General features: G+C 63.5%; 26 protein-coding genes. 13 read left to right on the top strand and 13 right to left on the bottom strand.

Features of this window, described 5'->3' with window-relative positions; translation table 11 throughout:
* The first annotated feature begins 40 nt into the window (after window positions 1–40).
* The 3 genes from fbaA to IV500_RS02100 all read left to right on the top strand — a co-directional run bounded on the left by fbaA (window position 41) and on the right by IV500_RS02100 (window position 2,440).
* Window positions 41–1,060, top strand: coding sequence for a class II fructose-bisphosphate aldolase (fbaA, locus tag IV500_RS02110; RefSeq protein ID WP_196395163.1), 1,020 nt, complete (start codon window positions 41–43; stop codon window positions 1,058–1,060).
* Complete coding sequence (locus IV500_RS02105) at window positions 1,060–1,482, top strand: DUF3151 domain-containing protein (RefSeq protein ID WP_196395162.1); 423 nt, start codon at window positions 1,060–1,062, stop codon at window positions 1,480–1,482. Before fbaA ends, IV500_RS02105 begins: the two co-directional genes overlap by 1 nt.
* 295 nt (window positions 1,483–1,777) lie before the next feature.
* The gene (locus IV500_RS02100) at window positions 1,778–2,440 is read left to right on the top strand and encodes a GntR family transcriptional regulator (protein WP_196395161.1); all 663 of its coding nucleotides are present in this window, start codon (window positions 1,778–1,780) and stop codon (window positions 2,438–2,440) included.
* A gap of 53 nt (window positions 2,441–2,493) precedes the next feature.
* On the opposite strand, the gene IV500_RS02095 is transcribed toward IV500_RS02100, so the two are convergent.
* From IV500_RS02095 to IV500_RS02065, 7 genes are all read right to left on the bottom strand, one after another.
* Window positions 2,494–3,924, bottom strand: coding sequence for an MFS transporter (locus tag IV500_RS02095; protein ID WP_230854337.1), 1,431 nt, complete (start codon window positions 3,922–3,924; stop codon window positions 2,494–2,496).
* Between the two features lie 85 nt (window positions 3,925–4,009).
* Complete coding sequence (locus tag IV500_RS02090; protein WP_196395160.1) at window positions 4,010–5,221, bottom strand: M20 family metallopeptidase; 1,212 nt, start codon at window positions 5,219–5,221, stop codon at window positions 4,010–4,012.
* Window positions 5,218–6,468 (bottom strand): aminotransferase-like domain-containing protein, encoded by a 1,251-nt coding sequence (locus tag IV500_RS02085; protein WP_196395159.1) that lies wholly within the window; start codon window positions 6,466–6,468, stop codon window positions 5,218–5,220. The genes IV500_RS02090 and IV500_RS02085 overlap by 4 nt, the downstream gene beginning before the upstream one ends.
* A 3-nt stretch (window positions 6,469–6,471) precedes the next feature.
* Window positions 6,472–7,653 (bottom strand): M24 family metallopeptidase, encoded by a 1,182-nt coding sequence (locus IV500_RS02080; protein WP_196395158.1) that lies wholly within the window; start codon window positions 7,651–7,653, stop codon window positions 6,472–6,474.
* A 58-nt stretch (window positions 7,654–7,711) separates the two neighbouring features.
* The gene (locus IV500_RS02075) at window positions 7,712–9,211 is read right to left on the bottom strand and encodes an NAD-dependent succinate-semialdehyde dehydrogenase (RefSeq protein WP_196395157.1); all 1,500 of its coding nucleotides are present in this window, start codon (window positions 9,209–9,211) and stop codon (window positions 7,712–7,714) included.
* Between the two features lie 10 nt (window positions 9,212–9,221).
* The gene (locus IV500_RS02070; RefSeq protein WP_196395156.1) at window positions 9,222–12,248 is read right to left on the bottom strand and encodes an FAD-binding and (Fe-S)-binding domain-containing protein; all 3,027 of its coding nucleotides are present in this window, start codon (window positions 12,246–12,248) and stop codon (window positions 9,222–9,224) included.
* A gap of 15 nt (window positions 12,249–12,263) precedes the next feature.
* Window positions 12,264–13,529 carry an aspartate aminotransferase family protein gene (locus tag IV500_RS02065; protein WP_196395155.1) on the bottom strand — a complete coding sequence of 422 codons (1,266 nt, stop codon included), beginning with the start codon at window positions 13,527–13,529 and terminating at the stop codon, window positions 12,264–12,266.
* A 97-nt stretch (window positions 13,530–13,626) separates the two neighbouring features.
* On the opposite strand from IV500_RS02065, the gene IV500_RS02060 reads away from it, so the two are divergent.
* Entirely contained in the window at window positions 13,627–14,679 is a 1,053-nt protein-coding gene (locus IV500_RS02060) for a D-2-hydroxyacid dehydrogenase (protein ID WP_312875790.1), read from the top strand.
* Between the two features lie 156 nt (window positions 14,680–14,835).
* Window positions 14,836–16,125 carry an adenylosuccinate synthase gene (locus IV500_RS02055; RefSeq protein WP_196395154.1) on the top strand — a complete coding sequence of 430 codons (1,290 nt, stop codon included), beginning with the start codon at window positions 14,836–14,838 and terminating at the stop codon, window positions 16,123–16,125.
* A 45-nt stretch (window positions 16,126–16,170) separates the two neighbouring features.
* Here the strand turns inward: IV500_RS02055 and IV500_RS02050 are convergent, their stop codons facing one another.
* The gene (locus IV500_RS02050; protein WP_196395153.1) at window positions 16,171–16,539 is read right to left on the bottom strand and encodes a hypothetical protein; all 369 of its coding nucleotides are present in this window, start codon (window positions 16,537–16,539) and stop codon (window positions 16,171–16,173) included.
* A gap of 461 nt (window positions 16,540–17,000) precedes the next feature.
* Here IV500_RS02050 and IV500_RS02045 point away from each other — a divergent pair, with 461 nt between their 5' ends.
* From IV500_RS02045 to IV500_RS02020, 6 genes are all read left to right on the top strand, one after another.
* Window positions 17,001–17,819, top strand: a complete 819-nt coding sequence (locus IV500_RS02045) for a carbon-nitrogen hydrolase family protein (RefSeq protein WP_196395217.1) — start codon at window positions 17,001–17,003, stop codon at window positions 17,817–17,819.
* Between the two features lie 23 nt (window positions 17,820–17,842).
* Window positions 17,843–18,259 (top strand): SUKH-4 family immunity protein, encoded by a 417-nt coding sequence (locus tag IV500_RS02040; protein ID WP_196395152.1) that lies wholly within the window; start codon window positions 17,843–17,845, stop codon window positions 18,257–18,259.
* Between the two features lie 4 nt (window positions 18,260–18,263).
* Window positions 18,264–18,686, top strand: a complete 423-nt coding sequence (locus IV500_RS02035) for a CoA-binding protein (protein ID WP_196395151.1) — start codon at window positions 18,264–18,266, stop codon at window positions 18,684–18,686.
* 88 nt (window positions 18,687–18,774) lie between these two features.
* The gene (locus IV500_RS02030; protein WP_312875789.1) at window positions 18,775–19,692 is read left to right on the top strand and encodes a polysaccharide deacetylase family protein; all 918 of its coding nucleotides are present in this window, start codon (window positions 18,775–18,777) and stop codon (window positions 19,690–19,692) included.
* A gap of 31 nt (window positions 19,693–19,723) precedes the next feature.
* Entirely contained in the window at window positions 19,724–20,137 is a 414-nt protein-coding gene (locus tag IV500_RS02025) for an MmcQ/YjbR family DNA-binding protein (protein ID WP_196395150.1), read from the top strand.
* Window positions 20,134–20,778 carry a DUF1990 domain-containing protein gene (locus IV500_RS02020; RefSeq protein WP_196395149.1) on the top strand — a complete coding sequence of 215 codons (645 nt, stop codon included), beginning with the start codon at window positions 20,134–20,136 and terminating at the stop codon, window positions 20,776–20,778. The genes IV500_RS02025 and IV500_RS02020 overlap by 4 nt, the downstream gene beginning before the upstream one ends.
* A gap of 91 nt (window positions 20,779–20,869) precedes the next feature.
* Here IV500_RS02020 and purL read toward each other — a convergent pair whose 3' ends face one another.
* The 3 genes from purL to purS are packed head-to-tail and all read right to left on the bottom strand — an operon-like array spanning window position 20,870 to window position 24,245.
* A complete protein-coding gene (gene purL, locus IV500_RS02015; RefSeq protein WP_196395148.1) occupies window positions 20,870–23,191 on the bottom strand; it encodes a phosphoribosylformylglycinamidine synthase subunit PurL in 2,322 nt (773 codons plus the stop codon).
* Window positions 23,188–23,991 carry a phosphoribosylformylglycinamidine synthase subunit PurQ gene (gene purQ, locus IV500_RS02010; protein ID WP_196395147.1) on the bottom strand — a complete coding sequence of 268 codons (804 nt, stop codon included), beginning with the start codon at window positions 23,989–23,991 and terminating at the stop codon, window positions 23,188–23,190. The genes purL and purQ overlap by 4 nt, the downstream gene beginning before the upstream one ends.
* A gap of 2 nt (window positions 23,992–23,993) precedes the next feature.
* Window positions 23,994–24,245, bottom strand: coding sequence for a phosphoribosylformylglycinamidine synthase subunit PurS (purS, locus tag IV500_RS02005; RefSeq protein WP_196395146.1), 252 nt, complete (start codon window positions 24,243–24,245; stop codon window positions 23,994–23,996).
* 211 nt (window positions 24,246–24,456) lie between these two features.
* Between purS and IV500_RS02000 the strand changes: the two genes are divergently transcribed.
* Window positions 24,457–24,753 (top strand): DUF503 domain-containing protein, encoded by a 297-nt coding sequence (locus IV500_RS02000; RefSeq protein ID WP_196395145.1) that lies wholly within the window; start codon window positions 24,457–24,459, stop codon window positions 24,751–24,753.
* A 49-nt stretch (window positions 24,754–24,802) separates the two neighbouring features.
* On the opposite strand, the gene IV500_RS01995 is transcribed toward IV500_RS02000, so the two are convergent.
* Entirely contained in the window at window positions 24,803–25,723 is a 921-nt protein-coding gene (locus tag IV500_RS01995) for a 3-methyladenine DNA glycosylase (protein WP_230854336.1), read from the bottom strand.
* Window positions 25,720–26,208, bottom strand: coding sequence for a MarR family winged helix-turn-helix transcriptional regulator (locus IV500_RS01990; protein WP_196395144.1), 489 nt, complete (start codon window positions 26,206–26,208; stop codon window positions 25,720–25,722). Before IV500_RS01990 ends, IV500_RS01995 begins: the two co-directional genes overlap by 4 nt.
* 85 nt (window positions 26,209–26,293) lie before the next feature.
* On the opposite strand from IV500_RS01990, the gene IV500_RS01985 reads away from it, so the two are divergent.
* The gene (locus IV500_RS01985) at window positions 26,294–26,518 is read left to right on the top strand and encodes a hypothetical protein (RefSeq protein WP_196395143.1); all 225 of its coding nucleotides are present in this window, start codon (window positions 26,294–26,296) and stop codon (window positions 26,516–26,518) included.
* The last annotated feature ends 61 nt before the right edge of the window (window positions 26,519–26,579 follow it).

Genomic DNA, 26,579 nt, shown 5'->3' with positions numbered 1-26,579 from the left:
TTCCGTCATGTCAGCTACCGCCCCTTCTTAAGGAGTCAGCATGCCCATTGCAACCCCGGACAAATACGTCGAAATGATTAACCGCGCCAAGGCCGGCGGCTTCGCCTACCCGGCGGTCAATGTCACATCATCGCAGACCCTGAACGCGGCACTGCAGGGTTTCGCCGATGCCGGCAGCGACGGCATCATCCAGGTCTCCACTGGAGGCGCAGCATACTGGTCCGGCGCGTCCGTGAAGGACATGGTTGCCGGGTCTCTGGGCTTCGCCGCATTCGCCCGTGAAGTAGCAAAAAAATATCCGGTCAACGTGGCGCTGCATACAGACCACTGCCCCAAAGACAAGCTGGAGGGCTTCGTCCTGCCCCTGCTGGCGGCCTCGGAGGCAGCCGTGAAGGCCGGAAAGGACCCGATCTTCAACTCGCATATGTGGGACGGCTCTGCGGAAACGCTGGAGGAGAACCTGCGCATCGGGCGTGAGCTGCTGGCCCGCACCTCGGCTGCGCACATGATCCTCGAGGTTGAGATCGGTGCCGTGGGCGGGGAGGAAGACGGCGTGGAGAACGCCATCAATGAAAAGCTCTACTCCACTGTCTCTGATGGTCTGGCCACTGTGGAGGCCCTGGGCGCCGGGGAGCATGGACGCTACATTACGGCCCTGACCTTCGGCAACGTGCACGGCGTGTACAAGCCCGGCGGTGTTAAGCTGCGGCCGGAAATCCTCAAGGAAATCCAGGAACAGGTCGGAGCAAAGCTGGGCAAAGACAAGCCCTTTGACCTGGTTTTCCACGGCGGGTCCGGATCCAGCCAGCAGGAGATCAAGGACGCCGTCTCCTACGGGGTTATTAAAATGAACATCGACACGGACACGCAGTATGCCTACACCCGCCCGGTTGCGGACCACATGTTCAAGAACTATGACGGCGTACTGAAGATTGACGGCGAGGTCGGCAGTAAGAAGACGTATGACCCGCGGGTCTGGGGTGCTGCGGCCGAGAAGGGTCTGGCCGCGCGTGTTGTCGTGGGCGCCCAGGAACTCGGCTCCGCCGGCAAGACCTTCTGATGTCAGACGAATTCCGCAGGAACCTGCTCGGTCCGGAGCCCACGCTGCTCCCGGGTGAGCCGGACGTCGAATCGCGTTTGGCGGCCGGCGACGAGGCCGTCGATCTGGCGGCAAGGCACCCGACGTCCTCGCTCTTGTGGGCCATTCTGGCCGACGAAGCCTTCGCGGAGGGCCGGGTCATCGAGTCCTATGCCTATGCCCGCACAGGCTACCACCGGGGACTGGATGCGCTGCGGCGTGCCGGCTGGAAAGGAACCGGGCCGGTTCCTTTCCAGCACGAGGGGAACCGGGGGTTCCTGCGTGCGTTGTATGCCCTGGGCCGGGCAGCCGGCGCCATCGGTGAGACCGAGGAAGCGGCGCGGATCTCCACCTTCCTCAACGATTCAGATCCGCTGGCTGCCGCGGCCATCGAGGCCCGCTAGCTGCACCGCAACGGGGCGGCCGACCGCACGTGTCGGCTAAGTGCCTGGACGTTGAACCGACTGTGCCGCAGGCGTCCTTTTCAGACTTGGAAAGGACACCAGCGGCACAGTCGTTTAAGCGGCGCCGGGTTCAGCCCCGGATATTGTCTTCGCGCAGCGCAGCGGAGCGGCAGCGCCGCCGTCGGCTTGGATGGTCTGTCCGGTGGTGTGAGTGTTCTCCTCGCCGGAGCCGTTGAGGAGCCGATTTATTAGATTAGGATTGTAAACAGTCCAACAATTCACAGATCGGCGGCAGATGCAGAGATTCGAACCCCTGGTGCAGGAGTCGACGCCGTCGATCATCGCCCGGAAACTGCGCCAGGCTATCGGCTCAGGCGCGATAGCGCCCGGAGCGCAACTGGCGGAGGCCGAGCTGGCCAAGGAACTTGGTGTGAGCCGCGGTCCGCTGCGCGAAGCCATGCAGCGGCTGAACCAGGAAGGCCTGCTGATCAGCATCCGAAACCGCGGGTTGTTCGTCATCACAATGACGGACGACGAGGTCAGGGACATGTACGTGGCCCGGACTGCCGTCGAACGCGCGGCTACGGAAGTTATCCTGCAGCAAAATCATCGGCTGGTCGGTGCCGGCCTGCTGGACATTGTCGCGGGCATGAAAGATGCTGCCGCGGCGAAAGATCTGGACGCGCTTTCCGAGGCGGATATGGAGTTCCATGCGACGTTGGTCGGCGCCGCCGGCAGCCCCCGTCTGCAGCGGATGCATAACACCTTGCTGACCGAGACCAGGATGTGCCTGACGGCTCTTGCGCACAGGTACCCGGATCCCCAGGCCCGCGTCGCCGAGCACTACGCCATTGCAGAGGCCATCGAATCCGGGAACGAGGATCTGGTGGTCGGCCTTCTGCACAGCCATATGGAGGACGCGCTCAGCCGGCTGACCGGACCGACGGCGTCCCCTTGAATCTCAGACGCGCCGGATGGGGCCATTAGGCGAAAAGCCCCATCCGGAACACCTCAGCTGCTGGTTTGCTTTTCTTTGCGCAGGAACGCACGGAAGGCGGCGCTGGATGTGCCGGGGATGCGCTCACCGCGCAGCGTGCTCTGAGCAGACTCGGGCATACAGAGGATGGCGACCAGTCCCACCACTCCGGCGCCCGCCAGGTACCACCCGGGCACCAGTGTTGACCCGGTTTCCACGATCAGCCATTCGTTGATGCTGGCCGCGGTACCGCCGAAGATGGCCGTCGAGACGTTGTAACCGATGGCGAATCCGGAGTACCTGACCTTGGTCGGGAACAACGCCGGCAGCGTAGAGGAGACGGAGCCGATCATAATGACCAGCAAAAAGCCCAGAATCGCCAGCCCCAGCAACTGCAGGAGGAGATTGCGGGAACCGAGCATGGCGAAGGCGGGCACCGACAGCAGGATGAAGCCGACGGCGGCGCCGAGCAGCAGCGGCTTGCGGCCCACTCGATCGGAGAGGGCCCCGATTGGATTGATGATGCACATCATCAGGACCATGATGACGACGAGCATCATGGTGCTGGTCGCGGTATCGTGGCCCAGATTCTTGCTCAGGTACGAAGGCATATACGCCAAAATCAGGTAGTAGGCCACGTTGAGCAGCACTACGAACCCGGTCAGGATCAGTATCTGGCGCCAGTTGTATCGGAACAGATCCAGGAAGGGCCGCTTGGCGATTTCATCGTTTTGAGCGGCCTCGGTAAAGACCCGCGGTTCCTTCAGCCGCGTTCTTATCCACAGGGCTGTCAAACCGAGCGGAAGGGTCAGCAGGAACGGCAGCCGCCACCAGCCGGCCAGCATGCCCGCGTCACCGACCACCACGATCATCACGGTGCACAGGGTGGCTCCGGCGACGGTGCCGGCGAGCGTGCCGAATTCAAGGAATGCACCGTAAAAGCCGCGTCGTTTGTCCGGGGCGTGTTCGGCCATGAAAACCGCGGCACCGCCGTACTCTCCACCGGTGGAAAATCCCTGCACCAGCCGGCACAGCAGCAGCAAAACCGGGGAGACATAGCCTACCTGATCGAAGGTCGGCAGGATTCCGATGGCCGCGGTGGCCAGCGTCATCATGGTGATGGTAAAGACCAGCACCTTCTGCCGGCCGATCTTGTCTCCCATCGGGCCCAGAATGATACCGCCGAGCGGGCGGACGAAGAAGGAAATGGCAAGAATGGCGAAGACGGCGAAGAGGCCAAGCCCGTTTTGGCCCTGTTCGCCGAAGAATATCCGCACCATGTACACGGCCAAATATCCATACACCGCGTAGTCAAACCATTCGACGGCGTTGCCCAAGGCGGAGCCGGCGATTGCCTTTCGTAATTCTTTTCGCTCCTCGGGCGGCATGTCCTTTCCATCGGTCAGGTCTGCCCGCGCGCCATCGGGATCCAGCACCGGTATCCGGCCGTACGTTGAGTCAGTCATCAGTTTCTCCTTCTCGGTAACGAGGTGACGCCTTTGTCTTTGAGGAAGCTGTCTTTGCGGAAGCTGTCGTTGCGGCAAGTTCTCTTCAGGAAAATCCATGCCGGAGAATCATTAGCGCATAGGCGCGGGCAGCAACGGCGAGGTCGGCAATGCGCACGGACTCATTTATCTGGTGGGCCTGATCATTGAGACCGCCAGGGCCCAGCACAATAGTCGGCACCCCCAGATCGCGGGCAATGAAGCCGCCATCGCAGGCGGCACTCCAACCACCGACCACCGGATCAGGATTCGATTCGTCCGGTTCCGCGCCGGCGCAGCCCTCGCGCACCGCTGCTACTGCGCCGCGGACCAGGGGGTGATCGACGGGGGTACGGAACCCGGGCATTTCCATGGCTATTCCGCCGCGGACGCTGATGCCGTCCCCGGTAAGGCCGGAGCCTTCGATCCGCTCCATCAGCTGGGTCAGGATCATGCCTGCATCCTCATCCGGCATCAGCCGCCGGTCGATGGAAAGGGCACATTCAGCGGCGACCATGGACGTGCCGGTGCCGCCGTGAATCAGACCGGTGTTCCAGCTGCCGGCCCCCAGCAATGGGTCCTGTGTCCGTTGGAGCTGCTCCTGGTCCGCACGGATCAGGAGCAGAATGCCGGCGGCGGCATCGATCGCGTTCCGCCCGTCGGCAGGCCTGCCGGAGTGGGCAGACCGGCCGGTGACCGTAAGCTCCAGGTAACTGTCCCCGCGGCAGCCGATGACCACCGTCAGATCGGTTGGTTCTGCAACTACGCAGGCGTCATAGGTTCCGGCCGACGCGGACGCCGTGAACGCCCGGATCCCCAGGCCCAGATCCTCCTCATCCACCGTGCAGGCCAGCGCCACATCTCCGGGCAGCTGCACGTGCGCTTCCTTGAGCGCTTTCAAGGCAATGACGACGGCGGCGAGTCCGCCTTTCATATCCGTGGAACCGCGGCCGTACAGCCGGCCGGCGCGGACGATCGGATCAAACGGCGGATGCTCCCAGCCGGCACCAGCGGGCACCACATCGGAATGGCCAAGGAACAGAAAACCCGGCGAATTTCCGCCCGGCAGCACGGCCGTGAAATTCGGCCGCCCCGGGGCCACGGCTGCCGTGCTGGTTTCCAGCCCCGCATCCCGGCAGGACGCCTGAAGTACCGCGACGGTTCCTTCCTCAGTCCCGCCCGGGTTTTCGCCTCCTGCTGCCACGAGCCGGGACGTGAGATCAACAAGCTCCGGTGTGGAAATCAGGTTCAGCACCCGGTCCTGAAGACTTTTACTCACGCGCCGGTCCCGGTCCTTCGGCCGACGAGCTCCCGGTCCATCGCCCGGGCCAGGCGTTGGATGCCTTCCTCCGCGCGATCGATCGTGGTTGATGCGAAGCAGAGTCTCAGGGCGTCGTCGAACTTGCCGCCGGCGGAGAGCGCCGGTCCGGGAATGAAGGCGACACCTTCCGCGAGGGCCGTTTCGAACAGCCGGCGGGTCGAGGTCTGCGCGTCCGCGCCCTGTAGGGTCAGCCACAGGAAGAAGCCGCCTTCCGGATCGGTGCTGCTGACCCTGTCGCCGAGGTGCCGCCGCAGGCTTTGCTGCATCGCGTTTTTCCTGCTTCGGTATTCGGTCCGCAGGCCGGCCAGATGGCTGTCCAGTCCGCCACGGCGAATGAACTCCGCAACAATATGCTGCGCCGGAACGTTGGTGCAGGTGTCCATGGCCTGTTTCGCATTGATGACCAGCTGGCGGATGGCCGGGTCGGTGTCCACCCAACCCACGCGCAGGCCCGGAGCCAGGATCTTGGAAAATGTCCGGACTGAAAACAACAGCGGATCGGCAGGGCTCAGTGACTGGAAGGAGGGCAGATCCGTACCCTCGAAACGCAAGAGACCGTAGGGGTCATCATCAATAATGACGGCGTTCCACAGATGCGCCAGTTCCAACAGCTGTTGCCGGCGGGCGAGCGAGAGCGTCGTTCCGGACGGATTCTGGAAATTGGGGATCGTGTAGATGGCTTTCGGCGTCCGGCCTGCCATAGCCACCAGATCCGGGAGTGCCTCAACAACCAGACCGTGTTCGTCGATGGGTGCTTCGAGCAGATCGGCCCCGTAGCTGAGCGCCGTGGCGCTTCCATTGGTGTAGGTGGGGCTTTCCACAATCACCAGATCGCCTGGGTCGATGAAGATCTTGCAGGCCAGATCCAGGCCCTGCATACCGCCGGCCGTGATCGTGACACGGTCCGCGGCAGTGGGGTCGGCAGTGTCCTGCAGGTATCCGAGAAGATTCTCGATCAGCCGGGGCTCGCCCTCGGTGGCCCCGTAGGTCATCGAGCTATGGTCCAGCACACTGGCGGCGATATCGCGGAACTCCTCCAGCGGCACCGCCTCGTCGGCAGGGGAGCCCATGGCAAAGCGGACAATGTCATGCTTTTGGGCGGCCAGTAATGACGTGCTCGAATCGATCACCGAACCGATCAGGCTTGATGCGCGGCCGGCCAAGGGCAACGCTGCAGCGGACCGGGTGGGGTTTGTCCGGGTCATCGTCTAGCCACCTTTCTGGATGAGTTCACGCGGGAAACTGGTAAAGGTTTCCACGCCGGTCGCTGTGACGCGAATGGCTTCGGAAAGCTCGTAACCATAGTTGTCCATCCACATCCCGCCAATCACGTGGAAGGTCATATTCTCGGCGAGGACACTTTCGTCCTCCGACCGCAGTGAAATCGTGCGCTCCCCCCAGTCAGGCGGGTAGCCGATACCAATGGAGTAGCCAATCCGTGAGGGCTTCTCCAGGCCGTGCGTGGCCAGCGTCCAGTTCCAGGTCCGCGCCAGCTCGCGCACGGGCACTCCGGGCCGGACCTCGGCCAATACCGCATTAAGACCATCGGCAACGGCGTCGGAGAGCCGAACCAGCCGTTCCGGGGCCTTGCCGAGAACCAGGGTCCTCGCCAGCGGCGAGTGGTAACGGTGATGGGCGCCGGCCAGTTCAATGACCACCGCCTGGTCCTTTTGGAATCGTTCCTGGTTCCAGGTCAGATGAGGAGTGTCCGCTTCGTCACCCGTCGGCAGGAGTGGGACAATGGCCGGATAGTCCCCGCCGATCCCGGCAGTCCCGGAGATCTGGGCGCGGCTGATCTGGGCGGCGGCATCGCATTGGCGCACACCGATCTCGATGGACTCCACGGCGGTGCGCATCGCGGACAAACAAACCTGCGCGGCTGAACGCATGAGCTGGACCTCCGCCGGCGACTTGATGGAACGGACCCAATTGACCAGCTCAAAGCTGTCCACCATGGTCCATTCCGGGATGGCATTGACCAGCGAGCGGTAGGCCTTGGGCGAGAAGAAGTGTGAGTCCATCTCCAGGCCGACACAGCCCTTGGCCGCCGGAGCGATGAGGTGCCGCTCGCGGAGGGCAAAGGATACCCAGTCAAAGGGGTGCACGTGCGGGCGGTGCACGTATTGTTCCGGGTAACCGATGATGCTCTCCCGGGGAAGCCAGCTGGTGCGGAAGGCGCCATCGGCATCCATGGCCCGGGCGAAGAGGATCATCGGTCCGTCCGCCGGGACAAAGACCAGCTGCGGTGTGTAAAAGGACCAGGCGTTGTAGCCCGTGAGGTAGTAGATATTGGCCGGGTCGGAGACCAAGAGGGCGGCGAGGCCCTGATCGGCCATTCGGCTCCTGACCCCCGCCAGCCGGGCGGAGTACTCTTCTGTGCTGAATAGCAAGATATCACCTAAAAAATTGGACGGTAGATTGTCTACAATCTAGCGGGTGTGGTCTACGTCACGCAAGGGCACGTGGAATGGCCAGGTATTTTGTCTCCAGGAACTCCTCGATGCCGGCTCTGCCGCCCTCCCGGCCCAGCCCGGACTGCTTGACCCCGCCAAACGGTGCGGCGGGATTGGAAACCAGCCCGGTGTTAAGCCCCACCATGCCCACCTCCAGCTCCTCGCTCACACGCATGGCCCGGTCGACGTCCTGGGTGAAGAGGTAGCCGACCAGCCCCCATGGGGTGTTGTTGGCCAGCCGAATGACGTCCTCGTCGTCGTCGAACTCGACAATGGCGGCCACCGGTCCGAAGATTTCCGTAGACATCAGGTCCGAGTCGGGACTGACCTGGGCCAGCACGGTCGGCGTATAGAAGAATCCAGGACCCGCCGGCGCCGAACCCCCGGTCATGACAGTGGCGCCCCGCCGTACGGCGTCGTCGACGAGGGACTGGACCTTGGTGCGGGCCTTTTCCTCCACCAGCGGTCCAACATCGGTGCCGGACCGGGCGCCGTCGCCCACCCGCAGGGCAGCCATCGCGGCCGCCAGCCGGCGGCCGAATTCAGCGGCGACCGAATGGTGCACAAAGAATCGGTTTGCCGCGGTGCAGGCCTCGCCCATATTGCGCATCTTGGCGATCATCGCCCCCTGTACGGCCTTGTCCAGGTCGGCGTCGGCAAACACGATGAAAGGCGCGTTGCCGCCGAGTTCCATCGATGAGCGCATGATGTTGCGCGCGGCCTGGGCCAGGAGAACCCGGCCCACTTCGGTGGAACCAGTAAAGCTGACCTTCCGCGCGATGCCACTGTCCATCCACGGCTCCACCACGGATCCGGCATCGGTGGTGGTCACGATATTCAGCACGCCGTCGGGCAGCCCGGCCTCCTCGAGAATGCCCGCCAACGCCAGCGAACTCAGCGGTGTCAGTTCCGCGGGTTTGAAAACCATTGTGCAGCCCGCCGCGACGGCCGGGCCGATCTTGCGGGTGCCCATGGCCAGCGGAAAATTCCACGGAGTCACCAGGACACACGGCCCCACCGGCTCCTGGCTGACCAGGATCCGGTTCCTGCCGTCACCGGTAATAGTGTGGTCCCCGCCGATACGGACAGCTTCCTCGGAAAACCAACGGAAAAATTCGGCCGCGTAGGCCACTTCTCCGGCAGCCTCGGCCAGCGGCTTGCCCATTTCCGCGGTCATGACGCGCGCCAGCTCATGCTGCCTGGCCATAATCAGGTCGTAGGCCCGGCGAAGGATCCCGCTGCGCTCCCGCGGTGCCGTTCGGCCCCAGGCTTTCTGCGCCCGGCCGGCGGCCTCGATGGCGCGGCGTGCATCCTCCGGGCCGCCGTCGGCCACCGTCGCAATGACCTCACCGGTTGCGGGGTTGAGCACCTCAAAGGTTTTTCCCGATGCGGGGCATTGCCACTGTCCGTCGATAAGGAGACCGGTGTTGATGCGGCCGATCAGCTCGCCCACGGACGCCTCGTAGGCCTGGCCGGCAGTTACAGTTTGTGTCATAGCGGGTTTCCTATCTCATCTGCTGGCTCGACTGGACGGTCGGTTCCGGGTCCAGTAACTGCGCCAGATGGTACGGATTCCGGTTCGGTTCCAGCTTTGCCACCTGCATGAGGCAGCTAAAGCCGTCGGTGAGCACCGGCGTGGTCGGGGGAGTCGCAGCGAGGGCAGGCAGAAGGGCCTGCTCTGCCACTTTCATGCTGATTTCGTAATGTTCCGTTTCGAAGCCGAAGTTCCCGGCCACTCCGCAGCAGCCGGTGGCCTCGCGGATGTCGGTGATTCCGACTGCCCGCAGCGCCGCCTGTTGGCTGCGCTCACCAAAAACGGAGTATTCGTGGCAGTGCGTCTGGACCGTAACCGCCTGCGGGGCCGCGCCGCCGGGCCAGACCGGCCGCCAACCGTCGGCGGCAAGCTCGGACACCGCGGCCGCGAAACTCCGTACCCTGCGTGCTACCCGCCGCGCCTGATCTGTCCGAACCAGATCCGGCAGATCTTTCTTCAGCGCCGCGGCACAGCTCGGTTCCAGGACGATGATCGGGCGGTCGCTGCCATCATCGAGAGTGGCAGCGGCCCTGGCGAGCAGTTTCCGCGCCGTACCCAGCTGTCCGGTGGATATCCAGGTCAGACCGCAGCAGGCGTCGGCCGTGCATTCAGCCGTCCGGCCCGCAGAGGCCAGAACACGCTGCGCGGCGCCAGCGACTTCCGGCCGGAAACCGCGGGTAAAGGAGTCAACACAGAGGACGACGTCGGCCGGCGGGGTCCGGCTGCCTTTTACGGCAGGGTCCGCCGTCCGGTGCTGGCCGGTGATTCCACGCTGCCAGTCTGTGCCGCCGGCAAACTTTGGAAAGGCCCGGTGTGTGGTGAGCCCGGCAGCCTGGGCCAGCAGCCTTCCGGCCGGACCTGCCATCACGGCATTGACCAACGGGGCAATACGGCCGGTGAGTTTGAGCCAGCGGGGCAACCAACCTAGGGCATAGTGCGAACGCGGTCGAAATCTGCCCGTATAAAAGTGGTCGAAAAACTCGGATTTGTACGTCGCCATATCCACGCCTACCGGGCAGTCGGTGGCGCATGCCTTACAGGAAAGACACAGATCCAGCGCTTCCCGGACGTCCTCGGACTTCCACCCCTGAGCCACCGTGGGGGAGCTGCGCACCATGTCCTGCAGCACGCGGGCGCGGCCCCGGGTGGAATCCTTCTCATCTGAGGTGGCCCGGAAACTTGGACACATAACGCCGCCGGAGGAACTGCGGCAGCGGCCCACACCGATGCATCCCTGCACAGCGTGGACAAACGGGTCCAGTCCCTCCGGGGCTGTAGCGGCCGGCGCCAGCTCGAAGGACGTTCGCCACTGGCGCTCCGGGATTCCAGCCAGGGCCAAATCCGCAGTGATCGGTGCCGGTTCCACCACGGAGCCGGGGTTGAGAAGATTTGCCGGATCCCAGATGGCCTTGAACACGCGAAAAGACTCCATGATGACGGGGGAATACATCACCGGCAGCAGCGCTGAACGGGCGCGGCCGTCACCATGTTCGCCGGAGAGCGATCCGCCATGCCGGACCACCAGCTCCGCCGCCGCACGCACGAAGCGGTCGAAAACGCCTCGTCCTTCATCCGAGCGCAGGTCGAAGGTGATCCGCACATGCATACAGCCCGCCCCGAAGTGCCCATACAGAACGCCCTGCAATGCATAGGCCTGCAGCAAGTCGCGGAAGTCACTGAGGTAATCGGCCAGCCTGTCCACGGCGACGGCCGAATCCTCCCAGCCGGGCCAGGACTCTCCGCCGCTGTTCCCTCCGCCGCTGTTCCCTTCACCGCTGTATAGTCGGGCGGCCAGGCCTGCGCCATCTTCGCGGACGCGCCACAGAGAGGCCCGCTCGCCGGGATCGGGCACCACCTTTGCGTCCCGGATACGTCCGTTTCGGCGCAGCGCCGCCAGCAGGGCGTCCGCCTGCGCGGCCACGTCGTCGGCATCCTCGCCGTCCAGATCCACGTATAGAAACGCGTTCCCGGCCGGCAGGCCGCGGACAGAATCCGCGCCGCGGCGGTACTGCATCGTCTTCACAATGGCATCATCGATGCCTTCGATCGCGGCCGGATTGAAACCCAGGATGTCCGGAACATCGCGCGCCGCCTCCACCACATCCGGGTAGCCGAGACAAAGTAACAAGGCGCGGGCCGGCTTGGGGACTAAACGGAGGGTGGCGGAGATTACGATCACGCAGGTACCTTCGCTGCCGACCAGCGCACGCGCCACATTGAAATGGTTCTCCGGCAGCAGCTCGGCAAGGTGGTATCCGGAAACCTGCCGGGGGATGGTGCCCAGATCCAGCCGGAAGGGTGCCAGATATTCCCCCGCCAGGCGGCTGAGAGCGGCTGTTATCCCGAGGGCGGCGGCAACGGCGGCGCCATCCTGCGGGTCAGTTGCCGCTACCCCGCGCGGACCAGCCGTCAAGCGGTACCCCTCGGCGGTGACCAGCTGGAGTTCAAGGACATGATCGGACGTTCTGCCGTACCGGACGGAATGGTTGCCGCAGGCGTCATTCCCCACCGCTCCGCCAATGGTGGCCCGTGACTTGCTGGACGGATCCGGCGCAAAGGTCAAGGCTCCCGCGGTGGCCCGTTCCACGTGATCCTGCAGGGCGGTAATGACCACGCCGGCCTCAGCGACGATGCTGTTCTGCCGGCGGTCCAGGCCGCGGATCCCGTGCATATGGCGGGAAAAGTCCAGGACCAGCCCGGTGCCGATGGCGTTGCCCGCCATCGATGTTCCGCCGCCACGGGAGGTCAGCGGCAGAGACCGGGTGTGGGCGAAACGGGCGACGACGGCGACATCTTCCGCGGTGCGCGGAAAGACGACGGCGAGCGGAGGGACACGATAGTTGGACGCATCGTAGCTGTACTCGGACCGGCGTCGGGAGGAGGAATCCACGTCAATTCCCGCCGCGCGGAGTTCGTCGAGATCCGGTTCCGGCCGGCCATCCGCGGCTCGGCCGGCGCCCGGGGCATTGCCCGGGGTGTTGCTGTCTACGGTTTTCATGGGGTGAGCGTACCGCTATCCACGCACTGCGGACAGGGCGTCTTCGAGGGCCGCGTCGAGGGACCGCAGGCCCAGATCCACCTCGTCTTCGGTGACATTCAGGGCCGGGATGATGCGCAGAACATTGCCGCGGGCTCCGCAGGTGAGCAGCAGCAGATCCTGTTCGATCGCGGCCTGCTGCACTGCCGTGGCGGCCTGCGGATCCGCGTCCCCGTCCCGGTTGACGAATTCCAGCGCCAGCATCAGGCCAATACCGCGGACATCCCCGATCCCCTGATGGCCGGCACCGATCCGCTGCAGCCCGCTCAGCAGCTGATCGCCCCGGATCCGTGCATTCGCCACCAGATCTTCGTCCCGAATGACGTCTAAGGTGGCGACGCCGGCTGCCGCGGAGACGGCGTTGCCGCCATAGGTGCCGCCCTGGGAGCCGGGCCATGCCATAGCCATGACCGCCGTCGGGGCTGCGATCGCCGAGATGGGAAAGCCGCTGGCAATTCCCTTGGCGGTAATCAGGATATCCGGCGTGATGGAGGAATGCTGATGACCCCAGAACTTTCCTGTACGGCCGACACCTGTCTGCACCTCGTCGAGGATCAGCATGATGCCATGGACCGTGGCGCGCTCACGCAGACCCTCGAGGAAGGCCGCCGGCGTTTTCAGGTATCCACCGTCGCCCAGCGCGGGTTCGATGATGAAGGCCGCGGTATCCTGCGGACTGGAAATGGAGGCAAGCAGGTAGTCCAACTCGCGCAGAGCGAAGGCCACGGCGTCTTCCTCCGGCCAACCATAACGGAAGGCATAGGGGAAGGGGGCGATGTGTACCCCGGACATCAGCGGAGCAAAACCCGAGCGGAACTTGGTCCCCGCCGTGGTCAGCGAGGCCGCGGCCACCGTCCGGCCGTGGAAGCCGCCTTGAAAGGCGATGATATTCGGCCGTGCCGTAGCCATTCTGGCCAATCGGATCGCTGCCTCCACGGCTTCTGAGCCCGAGTTGGCATAAAAGACACTGTCCAGTTCGGCGGGCAGGAAATTGCCGAGCTTTTCCGTTAGCTGCAGCAGCGGCTGGTGCAGCACGGTGGTGAATTGGGCGTGGATGATCTTGCCGGTCTGCTCGCGTGCCGCCGCTACGACACGAGGATGGCAATGGCCGGTGCTGGTGACGCCGATTCCGGTGGTGAAGTCCAAATACCTCCGACCGTCGGCGCCATAGATGAAGGATCCCAGCGCGTGGTCAACGATGACCGGCGTGGCTTGTTTGAGTGCGGGGCTAAGCGAAGTCATTGTTCCATCGTGAAAGGCACAACGCAGATTGTCAACAATAAGACGATGATACGCAAAATCCGTTGACAAGCCCGCGGTGCCTCCTTAGCGTGGGAAGGTGCCCGATCTACAGAAGCCGCGTCTTGTCATTCTCACCGCTCCGGGGGTCTCCGAGCCTCACAACCTGGCCGACCTGCAATGCAAAACGGACATTGTGCTGGCCACTGCCGAGTCGCTGGAGACCGCCATGCAGGGTGCTGATATTGTGCTGCTCTGGGATTTCTTCTCCTCGGCGCTGCGGGACGCTTGGGCCGGTGCGGACTCGCTCAAATGGGTCCACGTTGCAGCGGCGGGCGTGGATGCGATTCTCTTTCCGGACCTCGTCCGCTCCGAAGTTCAGCTGACCAATGCGCACGGAACCTTCGATGCGCCTATTGCGGAATTCGCGCTCGCCTCCGTACTGGCGCATGACAAGCAGATTCATCTCAGTCATGATCTGCAGCACGCACACCGTTGGACACACCGGGAAACAGCCCGCACCGGCGGATCCCGGGCGCTGATTATCGGAACAGGAGGCATCGGCCGGAAGATTGCGCGGCTGTTCCGGGCAGTAGGAATTGAGGTCCGCGGAGCAGGGCGTACGGGCGCCGGGGAAGACCCGGATTTCGGCACTGTGCTGCCAACCGCTGAACTGGCGCGACACGTTGGCTGGGCGGACCATGTAGTGGTGATTGCCCCGCTGACCGAGCAGACCCGCGGCGTGATCAACGCGGAGGTGCTGGCCGCCATGAAACCAACGGCCCATCTGATCAACGTTGCGCGTGGGCAGCTGGTGGACGAGGGAGCGCTCATCGCGGCGCTGCGGGCCGGCAGCATCGCCGCCGCCTCGCTGGACGTCGTCGCCGTCGAGCCTCTTCCGCCGGAAAGCCCGCTGTGGGAACTGGAGCAGGTACACCTATCCGCGCATATGTCCGGGGACGTCGCCGGCTGGCGCAATGATCTGGCCGATCAGTTCGCCGACAACCTGGACCGTTGGCTCGCCGGTTCACCCCTGGCGCACCGGGTGGATAAGGCGCTGGGCTACGTACCCCGGCCCGCGATGCCCGGTCCGGATGGCGCTTCTCCAGAGGGGGGCCGAAGTCGGCTAAACGGCGCGGCCGAAGTCGGCTAAACTTGGCGGGTAAGAGCCCCCAACTTACGACACTGTCCCCGACCGGCATCTTTTGCCGGCCGGGACCCGTGCGAGTGGGGCATTCTGATGTGTGGCGCATGGCCGGTTGCCCCAGTGGGTCCGCGGTCTAGTGCCCAACCAATGGGGGAGGATCCCATGCCCGCAATCGTAATCGTCGGTGCCCAGTGGGGCGACGAAGGCAAAGGCAAGGCAACCGATCTGTTGGGCGGCCGCGTGGACTACGTGGTCAAGCCGAACGGCGGAAACAATGCCGGGCACACCGTCGTCGTCGGCGGTGAGAAGTATGAGCTCAAGCTCCTTCCGGCCGGCATTCTGAGCCCCAATGCCGTACCGATCATCGGCAATGGCTGCGTGGTGAACCTCGAGGCGCTCTTCGCCGAAATCGAGGGGCTGCAGGCGCGCGGCGCCGATACCTCTAAGCTCCGCGTCTCCGCCAATGCCCACCTGGTGGCCCCCTACCATCAGGTACTGGACAAGGTCACCGAACGGTTCCTGGGCAAGCGCGCCATTGGCACGACGGGACGCGGCATCGGTCCGGCCTACATGGACAAGGTGGCCCGGCTCGGCATTCGCGTGCAGGATGTGCTCGACGAGTCGATCCTGCGGCAGAAGGTGGAAGGGTCGCTGCAGCAGAAAAACGAACTGCTGGTCAAGGTCTACAACCGCCGTGCGATCAGCGTCGACGAGACGGTGGAGTACTTCCTGGGCTTCGCCGAACGGCTGCGGCCGCTGATCATCGATTCGGAATACGTTCTCAATAAGGCGCTCGACGACGGCAAGGTTGTCTTGATGGAGGGAGGCCAGGCCACCTTCCTGGACGTGGACCACGGCACCTACCCCTTTGTGACGTCATCCAACCCGACGGCGGGCGGCGCCTCCGTCGGCTCCGGCATCGGACCCGCCCGGATCAACCGTGCGGTGGGCATTATCAAGGCTTACACCACGCGAGTAGGTGCGGGACCGTTCCCCACGGAGCTGTTCGACGAAATGGGCGAGTATCTGCAGAAGACGGGCGGGGAATTCGGGGTCAATACCGGACGCCCGCGGCGCTGTGGCTGGTACGACGCGGTGCTGGCCCGCTATGCCTCCCGGGTGAACGGCTTCACCGACTACTTCGTCACCAAACTGGACGTGCTCACCGGGATAGCCCGGATCCCGGTCTGCGTGGCCTACGACATCGACGGCGTTCGTTTCGATGAGATGCCCATGACCCAAACGGATTTCCACCACGCCAAGCCGGTCTTTGAATATTTTGACGGCTGGACCGAGGACATTACCAGGGCCAGGACCATGGCGGATCTCCCGGAAAACGCACAACGCTATGTCCGGGCCCTGGAATCCATGTCAGGTACGCGGTTTTCCGCCATTGGTGTCGGCCCCGACCGGGACCAGACCATCGTGATTCACGATCTGATCAACGCCTGACGTCGTAATGACTCCGATCCCGGTAAATGATGCGCGTCCTGGCCGTCATTTGACGGGATCGGCGTCACAAGTGGCTCCAGCGAGTTCCTGCGTTCGAGGCGGCCGGGTAACGGCCCAGCGCTTCGCGGGAAAGTCCATCAGCCAGTTCGCCTGCCGCAAAGTCGTGTAACCAAGGATCATGTCCATCCGCGTTTCCAGCGATTCGTTGGCGTTGGACAGATCGACTGCAGCCACCCGGTGTGCCGGAAACCGGTAACCACCTATCTCGGGGCCCACCATAATGAATGTCCGGGTTTCAACTCTGCTACCGGTCGCGTCAGTCCCGAAGGTTGACTGAACCTCCTGGAAGCCGCAGACGTTTGGCATAAGAAAACCCACGTCGACCACGGTAATTCCCGCTCCGGTAGATGACATTGGTAATACCGGAGGATGTCCATTCCGATCAGCGCACGTGCCCGCGAGGAGTGTCGTCCCGCCCTGATGATTTCCAGCGGATCGCGTCGCATTGGCCCGACGCTGACCTCCGGAACCCTAATAACGTCGTCATCGATCGCTTCGAAAACAGCGTGCGAAGCATGCCTGCCAGTGCGGGCAAAAGCGGCTGAGAACTTATCATAAGGGACCAGCGTGCGGCCCGGCCCGGAGTCCAAAAATGAATTGGTAGCTCCGATTTGCGACTCTTCCCTGAACGGTGATGTCCGCGCAACCGGCGTCCTCGGGGTCGGGAATCACAACGAGCGGTCGGTGTGGCATACCCGCATTTTAGCCGACGGGCGACGCAGTTAATTGCCGGGATGGGTGTTACAAACGCACCGGGCGCCAAAGAGCCGGAAGCGACTACGCTGGAACCGACGGCAACGAGCACGGGAGTGGCGATGAAAGTCAGCGTAGGTCAATTCAACCCAGGTGGGGATGTCGACGGAAACCTCGGCATCATGCGCCGGCTCGCGTCGGCCGCGCGGGACGAGGGATCCGCATTGATCGTCTTTCCGGAGGAATCGATGTTCTCCGTCGGTCAGGTGGAAGGAGATTTCACGGCCGCCGTGGATGCTCGCTGGAGTTCTTTTGTGCAGGGCGTATCGCGCATCGCCAGCGAGATCGGTATTGCGGTCATCGCCGGTGGGTATGAGTCCAGCGGTGAAAAGCGTCCCTTCAATACCCTGATTGCCATCGGCGATGACGGCAGGATCCTGACTACTTACCGCAAACTGCACCTATATGACGCGTTCTCGTATCAGGAATCGCTGCGGATTAAACCGGGCGACGGCGGCATTAAGGTGGTGTCGATCGGCGGCCTGCGGGTGGGGATAATGACCTGCTACGACCTTCGCTTCCCCGAGCTGGCGCGCGCCCTGGCGGTGCAGGGTGCCGAGCTGATTACGGTGTCGGCAGCCTGGTTCAAGGGTGAGCATAAGATCGAGCACTGGGAGACTTTGCTTAAGGCCCGCGCGATCGAGAACACGTGTGCCGTGGCGGCCGCGGGTTCATCCAGCGACCATTGCGTCGGCCATTCGGTCATCCTGGACCCGATGGGGGTTGCGCAGGATTTCCTCAACGATGAGGCGGAGGGCGTGGCGACGGCTGAGGTCAGCCGAAAGCGTATCGACGAGGTCCGGGAATTCCTGCCCGTCCTGCAGAACCGCCGGTCGGCGCAGGATTATCAGGTCATTGACGTGTCCAGAACCGGTGGCTAATGTCAGGAATACGGGAGGAACCGATGAACGATGATCAGATTGCCGAGGGCCTGGCGCCGCTGGTGCCGATCGGTCTGGAGGACATTCCGCTGGACGGTAACTGGCTGGAGCCCCCGTTCAACAATGACGAATCGGGCAGGGCCGTCATTTTCAACGATGGCGATTTCCAGTTCGTGGCGGTCAACCGCAGCACCGGTGCGGTCTATTGCGTCTGCGAAGATGACGAGAGTCTGATGGCGTCCTCCCTGGCTCAGCTGGTGGATATCGCCACCGTCTGGGGAGCGATCGACCGAGACTCGGTAGGCCCGGAGGATGACGATGCAGACTTTGCCAAGGTTGCCATCGACTTTGAGCAACGGCTGAAGAAAATTGATCCCGCCGCCGCCCGGCCAAACGAATTCTGGTCCCTATACGCCGAAGAACTCAGCAACAGTAGTTAGCCGAATGCTTCCCGTAAACGATCCGCAGGTCATCGCCGATTTGCTGTCCACACCAGCCAGATGGGCCATTGTCGGGCTGTCCAACAACCCGAACCGTGCCGCTCTGGGCGTGTCCATGATGCTGGCGAAGTCATTAGGCATGGACATTGTCCCGATCTCGTTGAAAGGCGATGATGTGCACGGGGCCACCGGCTACCAGCGCTTATCTGACGTCCCTGGACCGATTGATGTGGTGGACTGCTTCGTGAATTCCCAGCGGGTTGGGGCAGTCGTGGACGAGGCTATTGCCATCGGCGCCAAAGCGGTGTGGCTTCAGCTCGGCGTTGTTGATGCGGCGGCCGCGGAGCGCGCATTAGGAGCCGGTCTTCGGGTGGTGATGGACCGTTGCCCGGCCATCGAGGCGCCGAAACTCGGAATCGGCCGCTGAATCGGTTTAAGAATCGCACCGTACCAAGCTGGCATTCTCAGTCTGCTAAGGTGCAATTCGTAGTCATCCCAAGTCAGCAAGGACAGTAGTGCCCCATCAATTCACATCGTTCCGACACCCGGGCCGGCGGATAGGGACCGCTCTTGTCGCCGTCGTTATCTGCGCGTTAGTGCTGACAGGCCTGTGGATCTCCGGGGAAGTAAGGCAGGCCGTCCCGGTTACGCGGGCGGCCGGGACAGGAACGTCGCCGTCCCTGTCCGATACTCCCGTGACCGGGCCTGCGCAATCAGGGACGTCGACGTCTCCGGCCGGTACCGTGGCGTCGACGACGGCGTCCGAACCGGCCGTTGTAGCGCCGTCGGCCGCTCCAGTACCCGCGGACCCGCCGCTCGTGCCGGACTATATTCTGCCGCCGGTCACTGACGGCATGGTTCCGGTGCTGACCAAGGTGCCGACCGAACAGAAGGTTCTCTTCCTGACCATCGACGACGGCGCCACCAAGTTGCCGCAGGACCTGAAAATCCTCCAGGACAACGGGATCAAGGCATCCCTGTTTCTGGCCCAGTCGTTTATCAGCGGCAACCCGGCATTCTTCAATGATTTCGTGGCGGCCGGCAGCGTTGTGGAGGACCACTCGGTCAGCCACGCCTTGAACCTGATCCAGCTTCCCTACGCCGCCCAAAAGGCCGAGATCTGCCAGATGGCAGACTTCGTTCAGCAACACTACGGCCGTCGCCCGGTCTTCTTTCGCCCGCCCGGCGGACCCTATACGAATGTGACCCGTAAGGCTGCTGCGGACTGTGGCATGAAGGCAATCATTGACTGGGAGGCGAAGGCCAATGCCGGGAAAATGGACTATCAGTACGGGGCTGCGCTGCGGCCGGGCGAAATAGTGCTAATGCACTTCCGGCCGGAATTCGCCGCGGACATTCAGGCATTTCTGGCAGCTCAGAAGGCTGCTGGACTCAAGGTGGTTCTGCTGGAGGACTATTTGAAAACCGGGTGATCGTGAACGTGTCTCGGTATAAACTCCAGCTGTGGACAGGAAACAGCTCCGGGCCGTGTGTTTGGACCTCCCGGGTGCCGTCGAGGAGTTTCCCTTTGGGCCGGAGACCTCCGTGTTCAAGGTCAGGCCAGCTGTCAGCGGGAATTTCCGGCATACGGCAAAAATGTTTGCGTTGAGCCGCCTTGACGCCGACCCTTTGTCCATCAGCGTCAAATGCGAACCGGAACTGGCTCTTTCGCTGCGTTGCGTGCATCCGGAAATTACCGGCGCCTACCATCTGAACAAGACCCATTGGAACGGAGTTTGCTGTGACGGTGAGCTGGAGGAGGCGATGATCAAGGACATGATTGAGGATTCCCACGATCTGGTAGTGGCAACCCTGGCCCGGGCGCAGCGCGAGGCCCTTCGCCTGCTGCGGATTATCGACACAGGCGCAACCCAATGAAGCGCCCGGGGCAGGGGGAGCTGACCTACCCGGAGCGTGGGGTGACGCAAATATTTGCGCGCGGGCTGTCCGGGCAGGAACACCGCAGAGGTACGGAACCCGCCGCCCGGGATTCCGTCCCGCCAGCGGGCTACCGCTGGGTGCACAAGAGCATCATCGTCGGGCGCGGGCGCCCTGCGTACGAGCGCCTTGCGGAAGGCATACTCAGCTGGGAAATCCAGCGCGGCGCCGGGCTGGCAGTTCGCGGCCCGGGACGCGCCGTGCCGGGTGTGCGGGTGGTCAGTGGATTTGGGATCGGTGATCTGCGCCTGGCGGTACCGTGCCAGGTGGTCTGGGCACAGGAAACTGACGCCGACGCCGGGACCCAGGAGCAACGAGGGCCGGACCACGGGGACATGGCCGGGTTTGGTTACGGAACCCTGCCCGGACATCCGGCCAGCGGCGAAGAGGCTTTTACCGCCCGCCTTGGCGGGGACGGCACGGTCTGGTTTGATGTGCTCGCGTTCAGCAAACCGGCGGGCCTGATCTTCCGTCTCGCGGCCCCGGTCACCACGCTGTCCCAACGACTGATCACGCGGCGCTATCTGCACGCTGCACGCCGAATCGCCGCGGGCGGACCGCTCTCATCGACGGGGGAGTAGTTGTCCTTTTCGCGAAGATTCTCAAAACGACTGTGCCGCAGCGCTCCGTTTTACGTGTGCATCGGAGCGCTGCGGCACAGTGGATGGGGTTCTAGCCGAAGTAGCGCGGCAGCGTTCCTTCGTGGGCAACGCGCAGTTCAGCCAAAGACAGCTCAAACTGCCCCTGCACATGCAAGGACCCGGATTCTGCATCCACGATGCCAATCCGGACCGCCGGGAAGGCGCGCGCGGTGCACATGTCGGTGAAGCGTATTTCCTCCGACCTCGGAACGGCGACGACGGCGCGCGCCTGCGATTCGGAGAACAGCAGGGTGAAAGCATCCACACCGTCGCGCTCGCAGACTGCCGCAACGCTGACGCGTGCACCGACGTTGAAGCGCAGGCAGGACTCCACCAGTACTGCCGCCAAGCCGCCTTCGGAGAGGTCGTGGGCAGAATCCACCATGCCGTCCCTGGAGCCGTTGATCAGGATCCCGCCCAGCTGACGCTCCAGCGACAGATCCGCCTTAGGCGGCTGACCGCCCAGATGACCGCGCAGATTCGCCCACTCGGAACCATCCAGCTCGTCGGCCGTGGTGCCCAGCAGGTAGATTGCCTGCCCGTCCTCAACCCAGCCCGACGGCGTGCGGCGGGCAACGTCGTCGAACACGCCCAAAACACCGACCACGGGAGTCGGATGGATCGCCACGCCCCCGGTCTGGTTGTACAGCGAAACATTGCCGCCGGTGACCGGGACGCCCAGCTCGCGGCACCCGTCCGAGAGACCGCGGACGGACTCGGCGAACTGCCACATCACCTCGGGATCTTCCGGCGAGCCGAAGTTCAGGCAATCGGTGACCGCGAGCGGACGGGCGCCGGAGGTAGCGACGTTGCGGTAGGACTCCGCCAGCGCCAGCCGCGCGCCCTCATAGGGGTTCAGGTACGAGTAGCGGCCGTTGGCGTCAGTGGAAATGGACACCCCCAGCCCGGTTGACTCGTCAACACGTACCACTCCCGCATCGTCGGGCATCGCCAGCGCCGTGTTGCCCTGCACATAACGGTCGTACTGGTCGGTGACCCAGTCCTTGGAGCACATATTCGGGGACGCCATCAGTTCGAGGACGGCGGCAGCCAGGGCGGCGCCGTCGGCGGGCCGGCCGGCTGCGGCAGGAGAGGAGGTAAACGTATCCGCCTGCACGCCGTCCAGCCATTGCGGACGATGGAACGGCCGGTCGTAGACGGGTCCTTCGTGGGCAACCGTACGCGGGTCCACGTCCACGATCTTCTCGCCGTCCCACTCAATGATCAGCCGCCCGGTGTCCGTGACCTCGCCCAGCCAGGAATATTCCACGGCCCATTTATCCATGATCGACTCAAAGGCTGCGACGTTATCCGGCGTGACCACGGCCATCATGCGTTCCTGCGACTCGGACATCAGGATTTCACCCGGTGTCAGGCTTGGGTCCCGGAGCAGCACTTTGGTCAGTTCGACGTGCATGCCGCCGTCGCCGTTGGACGCCAGCTCGGAGGTGGCACAGGAGATGCCGGCAGCGCCCAGATCCTGGATGCCCTCCACCACGGAGGCCTTGAACAGTTCCAGGCAGCACTCAATAAGAACCTTCTCCGCAAACGGATCGCCCACCTGCACCGCGGGGCGCTTGGACGGTTTGGCCGAATCGAAGGATTCGCTGGCCAGCACCGACGCGCCGCCAATGCCGTCGCCGCCGGTGCGGGCGCCGAAGAGCACTACCTTGTTGCCGACCCCGGAAGCATTGGCCAGCCGGATGTCCTCATGCCGCATCACACCCACGGCCAGCGCATTCACCAGCGGGTTGCCCTGGTACACGGCGTCAAAGACCACTTCGCCACCGATGTTCGGCAGGCCCAGACAGTTCCCGTAGCCACCGATCCCCGAGACGATACCGTGCACCAGGCGCGCCGTATCCGGGTGGTCAATGGCGCCGAAACGCAACGGATCCATCACGGCAACCGGGCGTGCGCCCATCGATATAATGTCACGGACAATGCCGCCGACACCGGTCGCTGCGCCCTGATAGGGCTCCACGAAGGAGGGGTGGTTGTGGGATTCCACCTTGAACGTCACCGCCCAGCCGTCACCGATATCCACCACGCCGGCGTTCTCACCGATGCCCACCAGCAGATGTTCCTTCATCTCGTCCGTGACCTTGTCGCCAAACTGGCGGAGATGGTTTTTGGAGGACTTATAGGAACAATGCTCGCTCCACATCACCGAGTACATGGCCAGTTCCGCGGCGGTAGGACGGCGGCCCAGGATCTTCACGACCTCGTTGTATTCGTTTTCCTTCAGGCCCAGCTCCGCCCACGGAAGTGACGTCTGCGGTGTGTGGGCAGCATGTTCTACTGTGTCGATATTGAACTTCCGGGTCTCCACGGTTTGGCGTTCCCCGCTCATTTTGTGCCTCCAACAAGGTGGTTAAGAACCGAGGTGAAAAATCCCAGGCCATCCGTGCCCGTGCTGCGGCCGCTGGCGGACTCCGGGCCGTAGCCGGCTTCGACGGCGTGCTCCGGGTGCGGCATCAGACCGACGACGTTGCCGGCAGCATTACTGATACCGGCAATGTCACGGCGTGACCCATTCGGATTCGCCCCGACATAGCGGAACACCACGCGACCCTCCGCTTCGAGCGCATCCAGCGTCTTCTCATCGGCAATGTACTGGCCGTCCTGGTTCTTCAGCGGGACCGTAATTTCCTGGCCGGCGGCATACTCGGACGTCCACCATGTGCTGTTGTTTTCCACCCGCAGTTTCTGGTCGCGGCAAATGAACTTCAGGTGATCGTTCTTGAGCATGGAACCGGGCAGCAGGTGCGACTCGGTGAGGATCTGGAAGCCATTGCAGATACCCAGTACCGGCAGCAGGTTGGCCGCAGAATCCGAGCCGGCCGCCCGGACAATTTGCTCCATGAGCGGGGCGAAACGGGAAATAGCACCGGCCCGCAAGTAGTCGCCGTAGGAAAACCCGCCGGGGATGATTACGGCATCCACGCCGCGCAATGCCTCCGGACCGCTCTCGGCGTGCCAGAGTTCGACGGCGGTCCCGCCGGCAATGCGCACCGCGCGGGCTGCGTCGCGGTCATCGAGCGAGCCTGGAAAAGTGACAACGCCGATCCGGGCGCCCGCGAGAGGGGATTCGGCGGCCTGGGCCACGGCCGTGTCAATCAAGGCAGAACCAATGAGAGGAGTTTCGGTCATGGTCAGTCCGCCACAACTTCGACATTGACCACGTCTTCGATCACGGGATTGGAGAGCATCTTCTCCGCCGCCTCGCGGGCCTGCTGCAGAATTTCCGGCGTCACATCGCCGTCGACGGTCAGTTCAAAGCGCTTGCCCTGCCGGACGGAAGCAAAACCGCTAAACCCGAGCCGCGGCAGCGCGGCGGCGATGGCCTTCCCCTGCGGGTCGAGAATCTCGGGCTTGGGCATGACATCGACAACGATCCTGGGCATCCGTCGAACTCCTGAGGTTAAAAAGAGGGGCCGCGGAAGGTGCCGTCTCACGCTGGGGCGGCCGGGTTCCCCGGCCACTAAAGACAGCGCTCCGCGAGCTTGCCTGTCCATTCTACCGGGACGTGGATGGACGCTGCGAACCCAAGCGCCGCCGTCGCACGATCGCCCAATCTTCCTTGCCATAAAGCGCCTGCAGCGGCAGGATGCACTCATGTGGATCGGCTGGATTGAGTTCGACATTCTGCTCGGCGAGACGTATTCGCTCAAGCAAAAACGCTCCGTGCTGCGACCATTGGTGAGCGAGCTGCGCCGCCGTTTTGAGCTCTCTGCGGCCGAAACGGGAAGCCAGGACCTATTGCGCCGGGCACAGATCGGCATTGCCATGGTCACCGCGGACCGGGGCCATCTGGTGGAGGTCCTCGACGCCGCTGAACGCCTGGTCGCGGCACATCCTGAAGTGGAACTGCTCAGCGCGCGGCGGCGGTACGCCAGCGGCCGGGATGAGTGAAGCGTTTCCCGATCGCCTGTGGCCGCGGCCTAAAAGCAGGGGTGCGCGCTTAACCCAGCGGCGCGAGCGCGTCCAGCAGCTTCGTCCGCAGCTGCGCGGAACGGGTGCTGAAATACCGCTGCTGGGCCACATACGCCGATTTTCCCGCCGCTGTTTCAATGCGGATCGGCGGGTAGCCCCAGTCGGCAAGGTCATAGGGTGAGGCCTTCATGTCCATGGCGCGGATCTGCCACGATAATTCGAAGCAGTCCATAACGAGCTCGCTTGGCAGCGCCGGACTAAGCTTGTAAGCCCACTTGTAGAGATCCATATTGGCGTGCAGGCACCCAGGTTGTTCCAGATCCCGCTGGTTCTCCCGCGTCGGCTCCAGCTCATTGAGGGGAGCTGCCTGCGGAGTGTAAAAACGGTACGCATCAAAATGCGTGCAGCGGATCCTGCTCTTCTCCACTACCTCGTCCGTCCCCGCAGGACCCAGCCGCAATGACAGATAGTCGTGTCGCACCTGGTTGCTTTCCTGCTGATAGACCATGGCCCACTCGTGCAGTCCAAAGCAGCCGAACTGGGCCGGGCGGGCGGCAGTGCGCCCCAGAATCATCCGGGTGAAGTCAATTGCCTCCCGACGCCCGCTGCAAAAGGACTCGGCGTCAAAGACCACACCCGGACAACCGCCCGGGAGCCCGGCCGCGTGGCGTTCGACGACGTCGGCGATCCGATAGTGCTTCCACGTCAGCCTGTCCTGGGCCTGCTGACCGGTCAGGACAACCCCGGCCCCAGGATGCCAACGGCGAAGCTGCCCGGGTTTGTGGGAGTAGTAGGTGAAGAGAAAATCTTCCACCGGATGCTTCAAGCCGGCCGAGCGGCGCTGAAGATAGGGGTCCGCATATTGGGCGACCCGCTGCTCGTGGGCCTGCTGCCGTTGCATCCACTGCCCAGGCTGAAGCGCGCGCAGGGCAAGCTGGGGAACCGTCATAACTCCATTGTCTCAGCCGCCGGCCCCCGCTTACCCGGAGCCGCCGCGGACACAGTTGCCAGGATCAATGAAGTCATAGAGCTGTGCAGGGCTTGGACATCGGCCTGGTTCAGCCCGAGCTTGGCGGCCATCGTCCGCGGTATGGAAAGGGCCCGTTGGCGCAGGGCGGCGCCGGCGGGAGTCAGCCGGACGGCGAGAGCACGTTCGTCGTTTTCTGCCCGGCTGCGACTGACGAAACCTGCCGATTCCAGCCGCTTCAACAGTGGTGACAATGTACCCGGTTCCAGCAGTAGGGTCGCGCTGATGTCCTTGACCGTCCGGGGGCTTTTCTCCCATAACGCAAGCATCACCAGATACTGCGGGTGGGTGAGGCCCAACGGCGCCAGCACGGGTTTATAGCTGCTGACCACGCTCCGCGACGCAACACTGAGAGCGAAACAAAGCTGCCTCTCCAATCGAAGCTCGTCACCGGTCTCGTCCATCATCTCTCTCCTGTAACCACTAGTTAGTGCACTAACTATCACGATACTATTAGCTTCTGGACATCCACTGCACGAACGAGGGGACTAGATGCAGGAGAAAAGCTTCGTAGAAAGATTCATGCGGACCACCGGTAAGCTCCGGGTCATTTTTGGCCCCGCTTCCAGCAGTTCGCTGACCCATGAAATGACTGAGGAGAATAAGCAGCTGCTGGAGCGCCAGCAGCTCCAGGCCCAGCAGTGGACGACGGTTCGACGCCCCGACGGCAGCACCTATCTGGTGCCCAAGGATGCGCACGATCAGTCATTGCGCTGAGCAAGCGGGCCACCTGATCCGCCCCCTCCGGTCCTGATCCCGATTCCGGGCCATTTAGCGC

It is taken from the genome of Arthrobacter terrae (genome assembly GCF_015708085.1).
GTDB classification, from domain to species: Bacteria; Actinomycetota; Actinomycetes; order Actinomycetales; family Micrococcaceae; genus Arthrobacter_M; species Arthrobacter_M terrae.
The sequence above is the reverse complement of the archived record's forward strand: the minus strand, read 5'-3'. Positions and strand labels throughout refer to the sequence as shown.

Coding starts and splice junctions, on each gene's coding strand:
- purS (WP_196395146.1), bottom strand. CDS start 24,245: ATGCCCAGGATCGTTGTCGATGTCATGCCCAAGCCCGAGATTCTCGAC.
- IV500_RS02020 (WP_196395149.1), top strand. CDS start 20,134: ATGAAGCGCCCGGGGCAGGGGGAGCTGACCTACCCGGAGCGTGGGGTG.
- fbaA (WP_196395163.1), top strand. CDS start 41: ATGCCCATTGCAACCCCGGACAAATACGTCGAAATGATTAACCGCGCC.
- purQ (WP_196395147.1), bottom strand. CDS start 23,991: ATGACCGAAACTCCTCTCATTGGTTCTGCCTTGATTGACACGGCCGTG.
- IV500_RS01985 (WP_196395143.1), top strand. CDS start 26,294: ATGCAGGAGAAAAGCTTCGTAGAAAGATTCATGCGGACCACCGGTAAG.
- IV500_RS02100 (WP_196395161.1), top strand. CDS start 1,778: ATGCAGAGATTCGAACCCCTGGTGCAGGAGTCGACGCCGTCGATCATC.
- IV500_RS02050 (WP_196395153.1), bottom strand. CDS start 16,539: ATGTCATCTACCGGAGCGGGAATTACCGTGGTCGACGTGGGTTTTCTT.
- IV500_RS02075 (WP_196395157.1), bottom strand. CDS start 9,211: ATGACACAAACTGTAACTGCCGGCCAGGCCTACGAGGCGTCCGTGGGC.
- IV500_RS02095 (WP_230854337.1), bottom strand. CDS start 3,924: ATGACTGACTCAACGTACGGCCGGATACCGGTGCTGGATCCCGATGGC.
- IV500_RS02065 (WP_196395155.1), bottom strand. CDS start 13,529: ATGACTTCGCTTAGCCCCGCACTCAAACAAGCCACGCCGGTCATCGTT.
- IV500_RS02055 (WP_196395154.1), top strand. CDS start 14,836: ATGCCCGCAATCGTAATCGTCGGTGCCCAGTGGGGCGACGAAGGCAAA.
- IV500_RS02045 (WP_196395217.1), top strand. CDS start 17,001: ATGAAAGTCAGCGTAGGTCAATTCAACCCAGGTGGGGATGTCGACGGA.
- IV500_RS02035 (WP_196395151.1), top strand. CDS start 18,264: ATGCTTCCCGTAAACGATCCGCAGGTCATCGCCGATTTGCTGTCCACA.
- IV500_RS01990 (WP_196395144.1), bottom strand. CDS start 26,208: ATGATGGACGAGACCGGTGACGAGCTTCGATTGGAGAGGCAGCTTTGT.
- IV500_RS02105 (WP_196395162.1), top strand. CDS start 1,060: ATGTCAGACGAATTCCGCAGGAACCTGCTCGGTCCGGAGCCCACGCTG.
- IV500_RS01995 (WP_230854336.1), bottom strand. CDS start 25,723: ATGACGGTTCCCCAGCTTGCCCTGCGCGCGCTTCAGCCTGGGCAGTGG.
- IV500_RS02085 (WP_196395159.1), bottom strand. CDS start 6,468: ATGACCCGGACAAACCCCACCCGGTCCGCTGCAGCGTTGCCCTTGGCC.
- IV500_RS02000 (WP_196395145.1), top strand. CDS start 24,457: ATGTGGATCGGCTGGATTGAGTTCGACATTCTGCTCGGCGAGACGTAT.
- IV500_RS02040 (WP_196395152.1), top strand. CDS start 17,843: ATGAACGATGATCAGATTGCCGAGGGCCTGGCGCCGCTGGTGCCGATC.
- IV500_RS02070 (WP_196395156.1), bottom strand. CDS start 12,248: ATGAAAACCGTAGACAGCAACACCCCGGGCAATGCCCCGGGCGCCGGC.
- purL (WP_196395148.1), bottom strand. CDS start 23,191: ATGAGCGGGGAACGCCAAACCGTGGAGACCCGGAAGTTCAATATCGAC.